General features: G+C 66.7%; 14 protein-coding genes and 3 pseudogenes. 4 read left to right on the top strand and 13 right to left on the bottom strand.

Annotated features, from left to right (window positions below):
* The 8 genes and pseudogenes from ACLP4W_RS03845 to ACLP4W_RS03810 all read right to left on the bottom strand — a co-directional run.
* On the bottom strand, nucleotides 1-271 hold a 271-nt coding region (locus tag ACLP4W_RS03845; RefSeq protein ID WP_442384271.1), incomplete at its 3' end, for an ATP-binding cassette domain-containing protein.
* A 15-nt stretch (nucleotides 272-286) separates the two neighbouring features.
* On the bottom strand, nucleotides 287-1105 hold the full coding sequence (gene cysW / locus ACLP4W_RS03840; RefSeq protein WP_442384269.1) for a sulfate ABC transporter permease subunit CysW: 819 nt from the start codon (nucleotides 1103-1105) through the stop codon (nucleotides 287-289).
* Nucleotides 1102-1910, bottom strand: a pseudogene (locus tag ACLP4W_RS03835) (ABC transporter permease). Before ACLP4W_RS03835 ends, cysW begins: the two are co-directional and overlap by 4 nt.
* Nucleotides 1911-2000: 90 nt before the next feature.
* The gene (locus ACLP4W_RS03830; RefSeq protein ID WP_442384267.1) at nucleotides 2001-3050 is read right to left on the bottom strand and encodes a sulfate ABC transporter substrate-binding protein; all 1050 of its coding nucleotides are present in this window, start codon (nucleotides 3048-3050) and stop codon (nucleotides 2001-2003) included.
* Between the two features lie 662 nt (nucleotides 3051-3712).
* Nucleotides 3713-4207, bottom strand: a complete 495-nt coding sequence (locus tag ACLP4W_RS03825) for a hypothetical protein (protein ID WP_442384265.1) — start codon at nucleotides 4205-4207, stop codon at nucleotides 3713-3715.
* Between the two features lie 121 nt (nucleotides 4208-4328).
* On the bottom strand, nucleotides 4329-5840 hold the full coding sequence (locus tag ACLP4W_RS03820; protein WP_442384263.1) for an MFS transporter: 1512 nt from the start codon (nucleotides 5838-5840) through the stop codon (nucleotides 4329-4331).
* A 33-nt stretch (nucleotides 5841-5873) separates the two neighbouring features.
* Nucleotides 5874-7670, bottom strand: coding sequence for an N-acetylglutaminylglutamine synthetase (gene ngg, locus ACLP4W_RS03815; protein ID WP_442384261.1), 1797 nt, complete (start codon nucleotides 7668-7670; stop codon nucleotides 5874-5876).
* On the bottom strand, nucleotides 7667-9472 hold the full coding sequence (locus ACLP4W_RS03810; RefSeq protein ID WP_442384284.1) for an N-acetylglutaminylglutamine amidotransferase: 1806 nt from the start codon (nucleotides 9470-9472) through the stop codon (nucleotides 7667-7669). Before ACLP4W_RS03810 ends, ngg begins: the two co-directional genes overlap by 4 nt.
* A 195-nt stretch (nucleotides 9473-9667) precedes the next feature.
* On the opposite strand from ACLP4W_RS03810, the gene ACLP4W_RS03805 reads away from it, so the two are divergent.
* Entirely contained in the window at nucleotides 9668-10573 is a 906-nt protein-coding gene (locus tag ACLP4W_RS03805) for a phosphatidate cytidylyltransferase (RefSeq protein WP_442384259.1), read from the top strand.
* 14 nt (nucleotides 10574-10587) lie between these two features.
* Here ACLP4W_RS03805 and ACLP4W_RS03800 read toward each other — a convergent pair.
* From ACLP4W_RS03800 to ACLP4W_RS03790, 3 genes and pseudogenes are all read right to left on the bottom strand, one after another.
* A pseudogene (locus ACLP4W_RS03800) lies at nucleotides 10588-10770 on the bottom strand (hypothetical protein); the annotation flags it as partial.
* Nucleotides 10771-10966: 196 nt separating this feature from the next.
* A complete protein-coding gene (locus ACLP4W_RS03795) occupies nucleotides 10967-11602 on the bottom strand; it encodes a lysophospholipid acyltransferase family protein (RefSeq protein ID WP_442384257.1) in 636 nt (211 codons plus the stop codon).
* A complete protein-coding gene (locus ACLP4W_RS03790) occupies nucleotides 11599-12462 on the bottom strand; it encodes a CDP-alcohol phosphatidyltransferase family protein (RefSeq protein ID WP_442384255.1) in 864 nt (287 codons plus the stop codon). Before ACLP4W_RS03790 ends, ACLP4W_RS03795 begins: the two co-directional genes overlap by 4 nt.
* 534 nt (nucleotides 12463-12996) lie before the next feature.
* Between ACLP4W_RS03790 and ACLP4W_RS03785 the strand changes: the two genes are divergently transcribed.
* Nucleotides 12997-13332: a DUF732 domain-containing protein gene (locus tag ACLP4W_RS03785; protein ID WP_442384253.1), complete on the top strand. Its 336-nt coding sequence runs from the start codon at nucleotides 12997-12999 to the stop codon at nucleotides 13330-13332.
* Nucleotides 13333-13401: 69 nt separating this feature from the next.
* Nucleotides 13402-14174 (top strand): annotated as a pseudogene (locus tag ACLP4W_RS03780) (glycoside hydrolase).
* 83 nt (nucleotides 14175-14257) lie between these two features.
* Here the strand turns inward: ACLP4W_RS03780 and ACLP4W_RS03775 are convergent.
* Nucleotides 14258-14743: a pyridoxamine 5'-phosphate oxidase family protein gene (locus tag ACLP4W_RS03775; protein ID WP_442384282.1), complete on the bottom strand. Its 486-nt coding sequence runs from the start codon at nucleotides 14741-14743 to the stop codon at nucleotides 14258-14260.
* A gap of 170 nt (nucleotides 14744-14913) precedes the next feature.
* Between ACLP4W_RS03775 and ACLP4W_RS03770 the strand changes: the two genes are divergently transcribed.
* Nucleotides 14914-17094: a thiamine pyrophosphate-dependent enzyme gene (locus tag ACLP4W_RS03770; protein WP_442384251.1), complete on the top strand. Its 2181-nt coding sequence runs from the start codon at nucleotides 14914-14916 to the stop codon at nucleotides 17092-17094.
* Between the two features lie 31 nt (nucleotides 17095-17125).
* On the opposite strand, the gene ACLP4W_RS03765 is transcribed toward ACLP4W_RS03770, so the two are convergent.
* Complete coding sequence (locus ACLP4W_RS03765) at nucleotides 17126-18154, bottom strand: pyridoxamine 5'-phosphate oxidase family protein (RefSeq protein ID WP_442384249.1); 1029 nt, start codon at nucleotides 18152-18154, stop codon at nucleotides 17126-17128.
* Between the last annotated feature and the right edge of the window lie 8 nt (nucleotides 18155-18162).

Below are 18162 nucleotides of genomic sequence, written 5' to 3'. Positions count from 1 at the left end.
AGTGCTGAAACACGAAACCGATGCCGCGGCGCTGCGGCGGCACCCGGGTCACATCGCGGCCGTTGATCGTGACCGTTCCGCTGTCGGGCTGATCCAGACCGGCGATGGTGCGCAACAGGGTCGACTTGCCCGAACCGCTAGGGCCCAGCAGCGCCGTGAGCGAACCGGTGGGTACGACGAAGTCCACATGATCCAAGGCGACGAAATCGCCATACTGCTTGTAGGCGTCGCGCACCGTGATCGCGTACGCGTCTTTGCCGGTCTCGGCCATAACCATGTCTCCTTGTCAGGCCTGTCGGCTCGCTCGCGCGCGGCGAACGAACAGAATCGTCTTGACGATCAGAAACGCAACGGCAACACCCATCAGCAGCGTCGACAACGCGTAGGCGCCGTACTCGGCCCCGCGCTGATAACGGTCGTTGACCAGCATTGTGAGCGTTTGTGACTTCCCTGGCAGGTTGGACGACACCATGGTGACCCCACCGAATTCGCCGAGGGTACGCGCGGTGGTCAGCACGATGCCGTAGGTCAGGCCCCACCGGATGGACGGCAGCGTGATCCGCCAAAACGTCTGCCACCAACCCGAACCCAGTGTTGCCGCAGCCTCCTCCTGCTCGGTCCCCAACTCGAGGAGCACCGGCTGGACCTCGCGCACTACGAACGGCAGGGTGACGAAGATGCTGGCCAGCACAATGCCGGGCAGGCCGAAGATGACCTTCAACTCGAAGTCTCTCTCCACAAAGCCCAGCGCGCCGGCCGATCCCCACAGCACGATCAACGCGACGCCGACGATGATCGGCGAGACCGAAAACGGCAAGTCGATGATCGCTTGCAGCACGCCCTTACCGCGAAGTCGTCTGCGCGCGAGGAGCAATGACGTGGAAACGCCGAAGATCACGTTCAAGGGCAGTACGATGGCCAGCACCAGGAGCGACAAGTTCAGCGCCGATCTCGCCGCCGGGGTGCTGATCCAGTCGTGGAACTGTCCGAAGCCGGGTTTGAAGGTCCGCCACAGGATCAGCGTCGCCGGGGCGATCAGCATCACTGCAATGTAGGCCAATACAACGTGTCGGGTGAGGTAGCGAACCCAGGGCAACGATGTCATGCGGCCTTCTCCTCGCGTTTGGCCGCGCGCCCGCCCACGATCCGCAAGACGAGTAGCACCAGGAACGAAATCGACAGCAGCACAATGGAGATGGCGCAGGCGCCGGTGCGGTCGTCGTTCTCGATCAACGCGCGTATCCACTGCGAGGAGACTTCGGTCTTGCCCGGTACGGCGCCACCGATCGTCACCACCGAACCAAACTCGCCGATGGCCCGTGAAAACGACATGCCCGCACCGGATAACAGCGCGGGCAGCAGCGACGGCAGCACTATCGAGGTGAAGACCTTCGGACCGGTCGCGCCCAGCGCCGACGCGGCCTCTTCGACTTCCCGATCAAGGGCTAGCAACACCGGTTGCACGGCGCGCACTACGTACGGCAACGTGACGAACGCCAACGCCATGGCGACTCCTGGCGGGGTGTGCTGCAGATGAATATGCAGTGGACTGCTTTTGCCGTAGAGGGCCAGCATCACCAGGCTGGTGACGATAGTAGGCAGCGCGAAGGGCAGATCGATCACGGAGTCGATGAGTCCTTTCCCGACGAAGTCGTCGCGCACCAGCACCCACGCTGTCAGCAAACCGAGCACCACGTTGACGACGGTGACCAGAACGGAGATGGTCAGCGTCACCCGGAACGACTCCAACGCGGCATGTGACGTGACCGCCAGCCAGAAGGCCTGCCGACCGCCACCGACGGCCTGCCAGGCGATGGCCGCCAGCGGCAGCAGCACGATCACCGAAAGCCACAGCGTCGCAACGCCGACGCGCAGCGACGTGTCGGCCGGCTCGGTGACCGCGCGCGCAACTGAGGGCCTGGCCGGCGTTTCTCCGCCGGGCTGGACGAGCTCGGGCTGGATCGTGACCGGGCGGGTGCTTTCTCCCAAAATCGATCTGGTCATCCGGTGGCCTGCGTATAGATCTTGGTGATACTGCCGGTGTTCTTGTCGAAGAGCTGGGTATCCATCGTCGCCCAGCCACCGAGGTCTGCGATCGTCCACAATTTCACCGGTACCGGGAACTGGTCCCGGAAGTCGGTGGCAACGGCAGGATCGACAGGCCGGAAGCCGGCTTGCGCCCATAGCTTCTGCGCCGACGCCGTGTATTGAAAGTTCTTGAACGCTCTCGCCGCATCCAGATGCAGGGTGGTGCTCACCACCGCCACCGGATTCTCGATCTTGAAGGTCTGCGGCGGGTTGATGTGGTCGACAGGCTTACCGTGCCGCTCGGCGGCGATGGCCTCGTTCTCGTAGCTGATCAACACGTCGCCGCTGCCCTCGACAAAGACATCGGTGGCTATCCGCCCCGATCCGGGACGCAATTTGACGTGTTCACTCACCAGCTTGTTGATGAATTCGACACCCGCTTGGCTATCCCGGCCGCCACCGCTTTTGACCGCGTAGGGGGCGAGCAGATTCCACTTGGCGGAGCCCGAGCTCAGCGGGCTGGGTGTGACGACTTCAATGCCCGGCCGCAACAGGTCATCCCAGTCCTTGATGTTCTTCGGATTGCCCTTGCGCACCACCAATGTCACCACCGATCCGAAGGGAATGCCGTTGGTGCCGTCGGTGTCCCAGTCCGCGGAAACCTTGCCCGCCTTGATCAACCGCGTGATGTCCGGTTCCACGGAGAAGTTGACGACGTCGGCCGGTTTTCCTTCGACAACGCCGCGGGACTGGTCGGCCGATGCCGCGTAGGAGGTAACCACCTGCACTCCCTTGCCCTCTTCGGAGGCATTGAACGCCGGAATTACCTTGCTCCATCCCGGTTCTGGGACCGAATAGGCGACCAGGGTGATACTCGTATGCGCGTTGGCCAGGCCGCCGCCACCAATGACGTCGCTGCCTCCAGCTCCCTGACAAGCCGCCACGACGCCGGCGATCAGGGTGAGCACCCCGGCATACCGGACAGGACGCCGGCGCGCCGCGCTCCCGATGTCGTCGAACACTGTCGGCCTTCCGTTACAGACTTAGGTTTAGCGGTCCCGTGGCTGCGGAGAGGCGCGGAGAAATCCTGAGGAATTCACCAAGTCCCAAACCGCGCAAGGGTTTAAGAGTCAGCGACAACAAAGCACGACGACAGAGCAAACCTCGCATGTCGCGTGCATGGCGCGAAGCCTAACAGGGTGCACCGGCCTCCGCGTCTCGGCAGCAACGTGAGATCACCAGCGCCATGCGCGTCGCGAGGCCCATCGCCCCCCGTGACCCGGAACCGGTTTACCCGCGCGTAACGGCGACACGGCGGGCCTGGCAGATGAATTCCGGGCACTGCCGATCAAGCCGTCGAGCAACGCGGCCGTGAGATAGGCGATTGCGCAATCGGCGCCATGGCTCGCGGCGCGGCGGCGGACCCGGAAAACCGCAGATTGACGGGGTCCCACCACGCCCGCAGGCCGTTCGTCGAGCTCTCTTTGTCTCGCCCGGCGTCCCGACCCATTTGCCACAGCCCACGAATGCCACCGGCATCCGACGAAACCACCCGTCCCGTCGCCCGCGGTGGGCCGCCGAGCGCCGGGCTTGGCCTACTCCTTGTGCGCCGGTGTAAAAGTCACGGTGATCCAAACACACCGAGCTCTTTTGGGTTTGGCTCGCTGTTCTTTGACTGCTGGTGTCAGGCTGCCGGATGCGTACTTCGGCTGAACCGCCTGGACCGTCGCGGGCCCGTCCCAACCCGCCGGCGCACCGGGAACGGCCACCATCCCCGGCTGAACGGCGGCACCTGCAGGCGCGCGATCCGGAGGGTCCCAGCGATCAGCACCGTCGCGAGCGGCAACTCCCCCAGCGCGGCGGTTAGAACCGACACGGCGAAATCACCACGCTTGGCGGTCAAAACGTCGAACCAGGCGTCGCACAAGAGCAGAATTCCCGTCGCGAATGCAAACAGCGTCAGGTAGTGGTGCTGAATGAAGCCGAGCACCGCGGTGGCAATCATGAATGCCAGCAGCAAGAGGTCGAAGCCCACCCAGGTCGCCTGCCAATGCTGGGCGGTGTAGCTCTGTGGCAGGGTCAACCCCAGATAGATGGTCCACGGGATCAAAGCGGTCGCGGCGCAAAGCGCCAGCCACTCCCGGATCCGACGGATCTGCACCACACGCCGCGACCGCATCACCGACTACTCCCACCAATCCCTACACCTGCGTGCAGGCCGGCCCTGACGCCACCAGCACCGGGCGTAGGTGTCGCGCCCTGACTGATCGTAGTTCTGGGGACTGTGGGCGCCGCGCGCGTCACTGCGGCGTCGTGCCCGATGATGTCGATCCGGGGGTGCCCGCCGATTTTTGCTCGCTCTCGGCGTCGGCCACCGTCAACGGCAACGCCAGCTCTTCCAGCGGGCGTTGTTCGGCCGCGACGCCGAGCCACAATTCGACCAGGCCCGCGGCTGCCATCACCGCCGCTCCGATGAGGAACGACCAGACCACCAGACCGCGCTGCCCGGAATTGATCAACTGACCGAACAGCACCGGACCGGTGATGCCTCCGATCGCCGTTCCCACCGCGTAGAAGAATGCAATCGCCAGCGCCCTGGTCTCCATCGGGAAGATCTCACTGACGGTCAGGTAGGCTGCGCTCGCACCCGCCGAGGCCAGGAAGAACGTCACCGCGAGAACGACGATGAAGGTCCAGGCACCGCCGGTCTCGGTCACGAACAGCACCGCGAGGACAACGGCGACGACGGCGGAACCGATGTAAGACATCGTGATCATCGGTTTGCGGCCGACAGTGTCGAACAGTCGCCCGAGCACCAAGGGGCCGACGAAATTGCTTAGCGCCCACAGGATGAAGAACAGCGGCACCTTTGCCGATGGGACTCCGTAGAAACCACTCAACAGCGTGCCCAGATTGAAGGTCACGCCGTTGTAGAGGAAGGCCTGCCCGGTGAACAGCGCCAGCCCAAGGACCGCGCGCCGCGGATAGAGCTTGAATGCCACCCGGGCGATCTCCCGGAACGAAATCGTCTGGCGCTGACGAATTTTGAGCTGGCTTCCCGGCGGCTCGGGCAGCGCCTGGCCGGTCGCCTGCTCCACTTCGTGGTCGATCTCGCCGACGATCCGCTCGGCTTCCTCCGCGCGCCCGTGAATGAACAACCACCGTGGACTTTCCGGAACGTTGCGCCGGACAAGCAGGACAAAGATGCCGAAAATGGCGCCGACGCCGAACGCGAGCCGCCATCCGATGTTCGCCGGGAAGTTCGATGTGTCCAGCAGGACCAGTGCGCCGGCCGCTCCGGCGGCCGAACCCAGCCAATATGTCCCGTTGATCACCAGGTCGACGCGTCCGCGCACACGCGCGGGGATCAACTCGTCGATCGCCGAATTGATCGCGGCGTATTCGCCTCCTATGCCGGAGCCGGTGAAGAAACGCGCGACGAAGAAATACCACGGCGCGAACGCGAACGCGGTCGCGACGGTGGCGATCAAGTACACCGCCAGGGTCAGCATGAACAGGTTGCGCCGCCCGAAGCGGTCCGTCAGATGGCCGAAGAATAGTGCGCCCAAGCAGGCCCCGGCGATATAGAACGCTGCCGCCAAGCCGATCCCCGCGGCGTCGAGCTCGATGCCGCTGCCCTTTTCCGTGAGGCGAGCCGACACGTTACCGACCATCGTGACCTCGAGCCCATCGAGGATCCAAACACCGCCGAGACCAACAACGACGCGCCAGTGAAAGCGCGACCAGGGCAGTCGGTCCAGCCGCGCCGGTATGTGCGTTGTGATCGTTCGGGTTTCCACACGCGCGCTCATCAGCCTCCAATCCGGGTGAACAAGAAACCCGCGTCAGTCACGGCCAGGGCGCGACTCCTCCGGGGTCCAGGCCAGCGGCTGGCCGGGCTGGCCGGGAAACAGGTAGTCAACGAAAGCCGCAGCCGTGGGCTGAGGTTCGTGATTGGCCAGTCCCGGTCGCTCGTTTGCTTCGATGAAGGCGTAGTCAGCGCCCGTGATGTCGGGCACGAGGAGGTCGATGCCCGTCACCCGGATACCGATCGCTTCGGCGGCCTCGACCGCGACTCGACAGAGTTCCGGGTTAACCCGGGCGGTGACATCGTGGATCGTGCCGCCCTGGTGCAGGTTGGCGGTGTGGCGAACGCGCAGCCGAGATCCCTGGGGCAGCACGTCGTCCAACATCCAACCGGCTTCGGCGACTGTCGCCTCGGTGATCTCGTCGAGCGGGATGCGGGACTCACCACCGGTGGCCGCAGACCGCCGTCGGCTCTCGGCGGCAATCAACTCCCGCACGCTGTGGTCGCCCGTGCCGATGATTTCGGGAGGTTTGCGCAGCGCGGCGGCAACCACCCGGCCGTCGATCACCAGCAACCGCAGATCGTCGCCCGCCACCCGCTGCTCGATCAGCACCTCAGGATATTGCTCCCGCGCTCGTGCCAAGGCGGCGTCAAGCTCGTCGGGACCGTTTTCGGCGGAAACGCCCACGGTAATGCCTTTGCCCTGCTCGCCGCGAGTGGGTTTGACGACGACCTCCCCGACCTCGGTCAGGAAGGCGTAGTCGTCCTTGTCGAAGGTGGCCAGGCGGGCGCGGGGCACGCTGATGCCCGCCTCCGAGACAAGGCGCCGTGTCAATCGCTTGTCGTCGCATCGGCACATGGCGATCGCCGAAGTGAACTCGGACAGCGACTCGCGGGTGATCACGCTGCGGCCACCGTGGGTAAGTCGGATCTCGCCCGTCTCGGCGTCGAGGACCTCAACCCAGATCCCGCGGCGCATCGCCTCGTCGGCAATGATCCGAGCGTAGGGATTGAGGTCGTCGACCGTCTCCGACGACGGCGTGAAAAGTGGCTCGTTGATCGCGTTCTTCCGCTTGATCGCCAGCACCGGAACGCGGCGGAAACCGAGCTTCTCGTAGAGGCCGATGGCCGCGGCGTTGTCGTGCGCCACCGACAGGTCCAGGTAGGCGCGGCCCGCACGAAGAAAATGCTCGGCCAAAGCCCGGGTCAGGGCTTCGCCTACCCCTGGCAGTGCCGCGGCGGGATCCACCGCCAAAGTCCAGAGGCTGGATCCTTTCTCCGGATCGGAGAAGAGCAATTCGTGGTCGACGCCGGTCACGGTGCCCACCACGGCACCGTCGTCGTCACGTACCGCGACCAGGTATGTCACCGCGTCCGCGTGCAGATGGTTGTCCCAAATTGTCTCGACCGGCGCCGGCACCATTCCGCAACGCACGAAGACGCGGTTAATGGCATCGGCATCGCCCGGGCCATTCAGGGTGCGCACCGTCACACCCAGCGGTGACGGGGCCAGGTCTTCCTCGGTTGTGTCACTGGTGAAGCGCAGCCGATAGGTGTGACTGGGATCGATGAACAGTTCGGTCGGCGCCCCGGCCACCACCACGTGGGACTCGCGGGCATAGATGCAGATGTCGCGCCGCCCCGGCACTTCCTGCCGCAGTGTCTCGGCCAGCGTCGCCGCGTCGGCGAAGGTCTGACCGAAAATAAGCCTGCCCCAACCCATTTCGAGTTCCACGTCTTTGGCCATCGCGTCGACCATGTGCTGCGGCGACGCGTCGTGCAGGCCCAGCGTGATCGCCTCGGGGTGGTCCTCTGAGGGATCGATGACGGTCATGCGGCTTGCCCTGTCACGCCGTGACGCTGCAACCAGAGCTCGAGCAGGGCGATCTGCCACAGTTCGTTGCCGCGGAGCGGGGTCAGCCTGCCATTCGGGTCGGCCAGCAGCGCGTCGACCGCTTCGGTTTGAAACAGGCCGCGCTCCTTGGCGATCGGCGAGTAGAGAGCGTCGCGGACCAGATCGAGGTAGGGCCCTTCGAGGTGGGTCAGCGCGGGAACCGGGAAGTAGCCCTTCGGCCGGTCGATGACCTCCGATGGGATCACCCGTCGTGCGGCTTGCTTGAGGACGCCCTTGCCATGGTGGGCGATCTTCAACTGCGGGGGGCAGGTTGCCGCCAATTCGACCAGCTCGTGGTCGAGGAACGGGACGCGGCCCTCCAATCCCCAGGCCATGGTCATGTTGTCCACCCGCTTGACCGGGTCGTCGACCAGCATCACCGTCGTATCGAGCCGCAGCGCACGGTCAATGCCGGTGTCGGCGCTCGCACGCGCGAAGTGCTCGGTGACGAAGCGCTCACTGGGCTCGTCCGGCGCGAGGTAACCCGACCCCACGAGGGCCTCGACCCCGGCCGTGTCGCGATCGAAGAAGGCGGCGCGGTATTGGGCGACCGAACCCTCCAGCGTGGTGGCGGCCGGCGAACCCATCGGCGGATACCAGTGGTACCCGGCGAACACCTCGTCGGCGCCCTGACCCGACTGCACGACCTTCACGTGGCGCGACACTTCCTGGCTGAGCAGGTAGAAGGCGACGCAGTCGTGGCTGACCATCGGCTCACTCATCGCGCCGATCGCCCCGTCGAGCGCGGGCAGCATCCGGTCTGTTCCGATGCGGATCTGATGATGGTCGGTGCCGAAGCGTTCGGCCACGATGTCCGACCACCGGAACTCGTCGCCCTCGACGCCACCGGCCGACTCGAAGCCGATGGAAAAGGTCGACAACCCGTGCTGCCCGGCCTCGGCCAGCAGGCCCACGATCAGGCTGGAGTCCACACCGCCGGACAACAGGCAGCCCACGGGGACATCGGCGACGAGCCGGCGCTCGACCGCGACTCGCAGCGCGGACAGCACGGCGTCTTCCCAATCGCGCTCGGACCAGTCGGAGCGGTCGTCGCGCCGGGTGAAGCCCGCCGTCCAGTAGGTCGTGATGGTGCGGCCGCCGTCGGGCTCGATGGCGATGAGCGACGCCGGGGGGACCTTGCGCACCCCGCGCAGGATGGTCAGCGGTGCGGGCACCACGGAGTGAAACGTCATGTAGTGGTGCAGCGCCACGGGGTCGATCCGGGTATCCACACCGCCGCCCGCCAGCAACGCCGGAAGCGTCGAGGCGAAGCGGATGCGGTGACTGTCCTCGGTCAGGTACAGGGGTTTGATACCGAGCCGGTCCCGGCCGAGCAGCACGCGGCCGCTCTCGCGTTCGACGATGGCGAACGCGAACATGCCGTGAAGGTGGGCGACGAAGTCGTCGCCCCAGCAGTGGTAGGCCTTGAGCAGCACCTCGGTGTCGCTGTGCGAGAAAAACCGGTAGCCCTGGCCCGTCAGCTCGCGTCTCAGGTCCTTGTAGTTGTAGATGCAGCCGTTCCAGGCGATCGTCAGGCCCAGGTCGGCGTCGACCATCGGCTGGGCGCCGGCCTCGGTCAGGTCAATGATTTTGAGGCGACGATGACCGAGGGCGACCCGGCCCTGTGACCAGGTGCCCGCCCCATCCGGCCCCCTGGGTGCCATCGCGGCCGCCATGGCTGACACCGCCGCTACATCGGGGACACGGCCGTCGAGTCGCACCTCACCGGTGGCTCCGCACACCTCTTCGACCCTACCGGGGGCCATTCCGGCGCGCGCGATCCGGCCGGGGGGCGTGCGCGCCGCACGCCGGCCCGATTGATGTGCTTTCGTTTCCTGGATCGGTCAACACGGCTTATCGTGTGCTGGACCGCAGTTTGCCGGGGAGGCTGATGTGGAGACGCCGGGTCCAAACCGTGAGCTGAACCGGCCACGCTGATGCTCGTCGACTATTACCTGCGGATCCTGCACCTCGATCGGCGGATGCCGCTCAACTTCGACATGGGCCCGCTGCACGTCCACCTGTACGCCCGTTCCGTGTTCTTCATGTGGGTCACGGTGGCGATCCTGGTGATCGCCGGTATCGCGGTGCTGGCGTCGCGCAGGCGGGAGTTGATCCGGAGGTGGACCACATGGGTGATGATCGCACCGGTGGTCGGCATCCCGATCTGGATAGGGCGGGGCACCACCGCGGTGCTGGCCGCCGCGCTGGCCTTGGTCGCGGTGATGGAGTACGCGCGGCTGGTGAAGCTGGGCAAGGTCGACACGTATTTGCTACTGCTGCTCGCCGTGTTGTATCCGCTCGCGGCCTGGCTGCACCCACCGCTGTTGCGTCTTGCGCCGATCGTCGTGCTGGCGTGTGCGCTGCCCTCGGTGTTCAGCGGTGATGTCGAACATGGCGGCAGGCGCACCACGTTCACTGCATTCGGTTCGGTGTGGATCTGCTGGTCCTTGGCGCACTTGGTGACGTTATGGTCCGACGCGTATCTGGTGTGCTTCGCCGCGGCGGCCACCGATGTCGCCGCTTGGTGCGGCGGAAAAGGGTTGCGGTACTTCCGCTGGGCCCGCCGGCCGTTGTCCCCGTTGAGCCCCAACAAAACGGTCGGCGGATTGGTCGGCGCCGTCATCGGGGCGTTTCTCGTGCTGACATTGCTAGGCACGGTCACGATCGGCCTGCTCGTCGCGGTCGCGTTCGGCGGCGTGTTGGGCGACCTTGTCGAATCGATGGTGAAACGACAGGCCCAGGTTAAAGACGCCGGCTCGTGGCTGCTGGGCTTCGGGGGTCTGCTCGACCGGATCGACTCGCTTTTGCTTGTACTCCCGCTGGCGTATCTGCTGGGCTGAGCGGCCGATCAGCTTGCCGCCAACTTCACCACTCGGCCGAAGCCGCTGTTGTCGAGGACGTACACGTTGCCGGCGGCGTCGACCGCCACGTCGTCGGGATAGTTGAGGCCCGTGAATGGCAGCACGGTCTGGTCGTTCGAGCCGGCCGCCAGCTTCACCACCTGCTTGTTGTTCGCGTCGATGACGTACACGTCGCCGGCGGCCGGTAGGGTTCGGCGCTCGGCATCGGCGCGGTTGCCGGGTTGACCTCGCAGCTGCCACCCGGGCCGGCGGCCGGGGTCGTGGACGGCCCCGCGGCGGGTGTACTCGTCGAGCACGCGGCGACCGCGATGGTTGCCGCGGCTGTCGCCGTGGCTACCAGCGCGAATTTCGTGATTGGCATCGATCGAATTCTCATGCGGCGCACACCAGCTCGATAGTCTCCGGCAGGGAGTCTCCCCGCAAGGCCATCACCTGCGCCCGCAGCTGCGGTGCCGAGGTGGTGTCCGGGTCGACGGGTTCGCCGATGCGGACCTGCATCGGCGCGTGGGAGATGAAGCTGGCGCCCTTGGGCAGCACTTCCGCGGTGCCCAGCACGGCGACGGGAACTACCGGCACACCACAGTCACGCGCCAACCGCAGTGCGCCGGAACGGAACTCGCCTAGCTTTCCGTCCGTCGAGCGGGTCCCCTCGGGGTAGATGACGACGGTGCGCCCGGCCCTTAGCGCTGGGCGGGCCGCGGCCAGCAACTGGGCGTAGGTGTCGTCACCGGACCGCCGCACCGGCAGCACACCGATCAGCGAACTCGCCACGGCACGGCGCACCGGCACGTCGAACCAATAGTCCGCCGCCGCCGCGAACACGGGCTGGGCCGTCGAGGGCAGTGCTGCCAGCAGCACCGCGGTGTCCGCGTGCGACGCGTGATTGGCCACGACGACGCAGCCCCCCACCGTCCGCCACCGCCCGGTCACGCTAAGCCCGCCCGAAACTGCGCACACCGCCCGCCACAGCCAATGCCGCAGCGCACTCGTGATTCGGGTTGTGCTCATGATGCCAGCACCCCCACCAATTCCTGGGTGGCATTGGCCGGCTGCCCGTGCTGCCGGTGTCCCGCCAACTCGCGATGCGCCGCGCGCAGCCGCAGCGCGGTAGTGATCAGCGAACCGTTGACCAGCTGCGTCGAAACCACCGGCAGGATGACCGGAAATGCAGTGGCAACCAACACGAACAGGCAACGTTCGGTCTTGCCCAGCGGGCCCCCGTTGCGCCGCGACGCCCCGGCCGCGGCTCCGGCCAGCGACGCGAACGTCGGCAGCGTCGCGGCCAGCGCGGCCACCAGCACCATGATCACGGGCCAGGACAACCAATGCATCCCGGGGCCATGCTGCCGCGCAGCCCACACCGCCAGTCCAGCGAAGGTCAGCAGATCGGAGGCGCGGTCGCCGATTTCGTTGACAACAAATCCCCACGGCCGGCTTACGCCGCGCGCGCGAGCGACCGCGCCGTCGAGATTGGCGCCCGCCAACCGCAGCGCCAGAAACAGCGCCACCAGCGGCCACCATCCCAGGGCGACGGCCACACCCGCAGCGCCGGCCGCCACCACCCCGGCCACGGTGAACACGTCCGGTGAGATCTCGCGTGCCACAGCGATATTGACGACCGGCGTCAATCGGCGGGTGTACCACGGCTTGAGCGCGTAAAGGCCCTGCCATCTCCGTCGAGCCGCAGGCAAGGGCGTCACGGCAGCGGCGAACTTGACCACAGGCAGCGTGGGCGTGTCGGATGCGGCAAGCGCGCGCGACCCCGACGTGTAGCAGCCGCGGTGGGCGATGCGCGGCTCGCTTACGGGGGTCAGCGTGCGGACGCTCGGCCTGCGCAGCGTCAGCGTGTTGTCGGGGGCGGTGCTCACGTTCCGTTTCCTCTCGGTGGGGTGGTCTTTATTTGTGTGCGAGTCGACACCCACTCCGCTGCTACCGGTCCCAAGATCGGGACCGCAGAAACGCGGTGGGCCGCTCGCATAGGTAAGAGCCACCGCTCCCCCGCGGTCGGACACTTTTTGCGAACTTTCTTTCGCGAGCCGGTCGCTGTGACCGAACGGACCTAGCTTGATGCGCGCCGCTTGCCGCATCTTCGCGAAGTTCTTGCGGAATTCTTGCGTTCGCTCCGGCCGCGGTTGCGCAGGTCAGGCCGCACTTAACGGCAGGGACGCGGCCTCGAACGGCCACGGCCGTTGCCTCGCTGCGCGCCCTGATCGTGGGCGCGCCGGCGGCCGTAAAGGGGTCGTAAAGCTGCGTAAAAGGTTCGTACCTAGGGACAGCTAGGGAGACAAGGACGCCGCGATTTCGGCTATTGTTCAGGCAAGTTGTTCTTGACTCGACTCGGATGGCCCGCGCAAAGGGAGGCCATGACCCGCATCAATGTAGGTCCTGGGAAGTGGTCGGCGATGTGCGCGGTCGCGCTGTCCGCCGCCGCGCTGTTCTCCGCAGCGCCCGCATCCGCGGATCAAACCGATGATGCGTTCATCGCGGCGCTTGCGAAGAACGGGATCGTCCTGCCTGACCGCAACGCCGCGATCTCGAGGGCCCATACGGTATGCGCCGGATTCGACAAAAACGAACTTTCGTCCGTTGTGGCAATGAGGCTGATGAAGGACGCCGACCTCTCGCTGAAACAAGCCAGCTATTTCGTCGGCGTTTCGGTGGCTGCCTACTGCCCGCAATACAAAGGCAACACCGACAATTCGGTAACTTGGCTGCTCCCGCCGCCCCCGGCCATATGAGCCGAAAGGGATGGCGGCGCGTGCCGTATCGCGATAGAGCCATTTAACCCACCGGACAAGCGCGTCGCCGTGCTCACGTGTAACAGAGATGACGAACATTGCTACGCGCGCCGCGAAACGACACTAGAGTGCTGTTCGTGGGCAAAAAGGTGTTAGCCAGAGGCCGGGGCCGCTGGCTGGCATTGGCGGCCTCGCTCGTCGTCTCCGCCGCCATGGTCTACGCCCAAGGCACAGAGCCTCGGTGCTGTGTTCAGACACCTGCAATGACTCCGACAGCGACTCCGACGGCGACGCCGACGCCCCCGGGATCTGCTGCGCCAACCAGCACGCCAAACATCGCCAGTCCCGCGGAGGCAGAATCGTTGGCGGCATTGGCGGCAAACGCGCCCGCCGCCGCCCAGCCCTTCCAGTTCCCCTTGCCTCCCGGCGTCGCATCCGAGGACAGGTTGCAGGTCAAGACCATCTGGGCGGCCCGCGTCATCAGCGTGCTGTTTCCGCAGATCACCACCATCTATGGGTACCGGCAGGATCCCTTGCCGTGGCATCCCAACGGGTTGGCGATCGACGTGATGATCCCGAACTATCACACCCCCGAGGGCATCGAGCTCGGCAACCAAATCGCCGGGTATGCCTTGGCGAATACCAAGCGATGGGGAGTGAACCATGTGATCTGGCGGCAGAAAATTTACCCGGGCATCGGCGCGCCGAGCTGGACGGCGAACTATGGGAACGAAACCGCCAACCACTACGACCACGTTCATATCGCGACCAACGGCGGTGGATACCCAACGGGGCACGAAACCTACTACATCGGATCCATGAGCCCGACCCCGCCAGAGTGATTTATCGATCAACCCGACTACACCGCAGTCGACGGCCCGGCGACGCGGGTCGGGCTGCGACTGCGACGTCGACCCGAGTCTGGCTAACCGTCGTTGACGAGGTTTGCGAGGAAAGTGGGTAACCGGCCAGCGCCAAAGTCATAGAACCGCGCCCACTTCGGCTCGATCGAGATGCGCACCATCTGCTTGTACGTCGACCGCACGTTTCGTTTGAACTCGGCGAGATCGGCTTCCTCGAATGACTTCGTCGCCGCCGCGAGGTACTCGTCGGGGACGCCGTCGACGGTTTCCATTGCGGCGAGGCCACGCACCAGGAGGGCCTTCGCCTCTTCCGGCGTTGCGCCGGTGTCAATCGTCAACGCGACTTCCGGGCGAGACGATAGGGCCCGGACCTTCGGGGAGGTCGGTGCCGTGCAGACAACGATGCGTTCGCCGGTCCAGTAGAACCCGATAGGAATAACCCGCGGGAATCCATCGTGTCCGTTGTAGGCGAGCCGGGCCAGGGAGCCGGACAGCAGCTTCTGGGCGTCGGGGTGGCCGAGCTCCCGCGCCAATTCCTGCGTGTTCATCACACTCGTATGGCTACCCGGTCCGGCCGAGCTGGACACCGGCGGACGGGACTGCCCGCCTGCACCCACCGGTTTGGGCGTCCGTCGCTTCGCCATCCGCGACACCCACTCGGAGCCGCACGCCCGATCTAGAGTCAGGGTGTGACCAGCGCATCCTTGATGGTCCGCCGATGACTACGGCAGCCGATCTCGACCTGCATTTCATCCAAACCGTGGGCGGCCTGCCCGGCGGCCCGGCCCGGCCGGACGGCACGGCACCGGTGGGTCCGGGCAGCGGCCTGAATGGCGACCTGCTGCTGGCCATCTTCGATGCACAGGCGCAGAGCAGGCATCTGGACTTCGCCGCGCGGTGGATGCAGCAGCAGGGACGCGGTTTCTACACGATCGGCTCGGCGGGTCATGAGGGCAACGCCGCGGTGGCCGCGGCGCTGCGGCCGAGCGACCCGGCGCTGCTGCACTACCGCTCCGGCGGCTTCTACTGCGCCCGTGCGCGCCAGGTGACCGGCATCGACCCGGTCAGGGACGTGTTGCTCGGGGTCGCCGCGTCCACGGATGAGCCGATCGCGGGTGGGCGGCACAAGGTATTCGGCCGCGCCGAATTGTCAGTGATCCCAAAGACTTCCACGATCGCCTCGCATCTGCCGCGCGCGCTTGGGGTTGCGCTCGGCATCGGCCGGGCAGCGAAGCTGAAGGTGGACTGCAGGTGGCCGCGCGACGCGGTGACCGTTGCCTCGTTCGGCGACGCGTCCGTCAACCACTCCACCGCCGTCGGCGCGATCAACGCCGCCTGTCACACCGCTTACCAGGGCATCCCGGTGCCGCTGCTGATGGTCTGCGAGGACAACGGGATCGGTATCAGCGTGCCGACCCCGCGGGGGTGGATCGCGGCCGCGTACCGCGACCGGCCGGGCCTCGATTACCTCGCCGCCGACGGCTGCGACCCCGTCGCGAGCTACGACGCGGCCGTGACGGCGGCCTGGACGGCGCGGGTGAAGCGGCGGCCGGTGTTCCTGCACCTGTCGGTGGTCCGCTACCTCGGCCACGCGGGCAGCGACGCGGAGACCGCCTACCGGTCGCCCGCCGATATGGCTGCCGACCTGGACCGCGACCCGCTGGTGGCGACGGCGGCCACCGCCGTCCGGTGCGGTCTGCTCACGCCGGACGAGGCCGTGGCCCGCTACGTCGCGATGGGCGGCCTGGTGCACGAGGCGGCCGAGCAGGCGCTGGCCAGCCGGCCGCTGGACAGCGCCGCCGAGGTGATGGCACCCCTGGCCCCGCGCCACCCGGACCGGGTCGCCGAGGCTGCCCGGCGGGGCCCGGCCACCGCCGTGGCCGAGCCGGTCACGCTGGCCCAGGCCGTCAACCTGGCGCTCGGCGAACTGCTCGAGACCTACCCGGGCATGTGCGTGTTCGGCGAGGATGTCGGGCGCAAGGGCGGCGTCTACGGCGTGACCAAGGGGCTGCAACGCCGGTTCGGGCCCGCCCGGGTCTTCGACACGCTGCTCGACGAGCAGTCGATCCTCGGGCTGGCCCTTGGCGGTGGCCTGAGCGGGCTGCTTCCGGTTCCGGAGATCCAGTACCTGGCCTACCTACACAACGCCGAGGACCAGATCAGGGGCGAGGCCGCCACCCAGCAGTTCTTCTCGTCCGGCCAGTTCCGGAACCCGATGGTGCTGCGGGTGGCCGGCTACGCCTACCAGAAGGGGTTCGGCGGCCACTTCCACAACGACAACGCGGTCGGGGTGCTGCGCGACATCCCCGGGCTGGTCATCGCCTCCCCGTCGCGGCCCGACGACGCGGCGGCGATGCTGCGTACCTGCCTGGCCGCCGCCGCGGTCGACGGCTCGGTGTGCGTGTTCGTTGAGCCGATAGCGCTCTACCACACCCGCGACCTGCACAGCGACGGCGACGGCGGCTGGCTGGCGCCGTACCCCGGGCCGGAGGCTCACGTGCCCCTTGGCCGGGCCCGCACCTACGGCGAGGGACGCGACCTCACCATGGTCACGTTCGGCAACGGGCTGCGGATGAGCCTGCGGGTAGGCAAGCGGCTGGTCGCCCGGGGGATCGGCGCCCGGGTCGTCGACCTCCGCTGGCTTGCCCCGCTCCCGGCCGAGGACGTGCTACGCGCGGCACGGGCGACCGGCCGGGTGCTGATCGTGGATGAGACCAGGCGCACCGCAGGGGTCGCCGAGGGCATCGTCACCGCGCTCGTCGACGCGCGCTACCGGGGCGCGATTTCCCGGGTGAACAGCGAGGACAGTTTCGTGCCGCTCGGCCAGGCGGCCGACGCGGTGCTGCTGGACGAGCCCACGATCGAGAAGGCCGCCGTCGACCTGGTGCACGCCGGCTGACCATCCCGACCTCCGGTGAGCTTGAACCCCTTCACGATTGCTGTCGGGTTAGCGGTGGGTTCCTCGGGTAAGGGGCGTGGTCGGTCTCGCCGAGGGCGGGCATCGCCGTGGTAATCACCTGCTCCGGAACGAATTGGACGCGGCGTCCGGTCTGGGCGTCGTCGCCGGCGGCGGCCCGGTCGCCCCAGCACACGGTCGCAGCACCCGAGAGCTGAAGCGTGATGCCGGCGCGAAAGTCCATGAACAGCAGAGCCGCGGTGGGGTCGGCGGAGAGGTTGCCGAAGCTGTTGAACATGTTGTTGCCGGGATAGTCGGGCCACCATAGGTGCTCTGGCGCAACGCGGACGAATCCGGGAGGGCCGCCGCGGTGGGAAGCATCGTTGCCGGAGATGGCGTGGGTGGTACCCAAAAAGAATGTGTCGGCGGCCTCTATGAGGCGAATGTCCTCGGGCCGCAACGCATTTCCGGAATACAGCTGTGCGCGGTTGTCGTCGGGTGATCCATCGATCTGTATGTGGCGCTGCTGGATGTATTGGGGGCAGTTGCCGTAGGCCTGGTCGACGTTGATGGTCAGCCGACCCGCCTCGGTAGAGGTGAGGAAGCCGTTGATACGAACTCGCCGCCGGGTGATGAAGTTGATGGCGATGACGCCCACCGGCTGCCCGTGAGAAAGGCCGTGGAGGGGGTCGGCGCTCGGCAGCGACGTGTTGATCTCCAATGTTGTCGGCGAGGCGGCCTGCAGGAACCCGGGTGGCCCGAGCAGCGGTGAGGTCCAAAGCCGCCCGGTCCGGTCGCGGGCGGTCATGGCTGCGAACGTCACCTCAGAGATGAACCCGGCCATTCCGGCGCGTAATTCGCCGGGAGCGACCATCGGCGCGAGCCGGGCTGCCTGTGCTTCGACGCGCGCTTGCCGTTGGACGGTCAACTCGCCGCTGTGGAAGCCCACAGCGGCAAGCCTGCTCTGCACCGTCGTCTCCTCAGCCCCGACCGGTTGAGGGGGATCCGACCTGTCGAGCCCTGCCGGTGTCGGCGGCGGGCTCGACGGAGCGGAATACCTCATCGTGATTC

Origin of the sequence: Mycobacterium sp. (assembly GCF_052145595.1) — a bacterium.
In the GTDB taxonomy this organism is placed as follows: domain Bacteria; phylum Actinomycetota; class Actinomycetes; order Mycobacteriales; family Mycobacteriaceae; genus Mycobacterium.
This window is presented reverse-complemented; position numbering and strand designations above follow the sequence as displayed.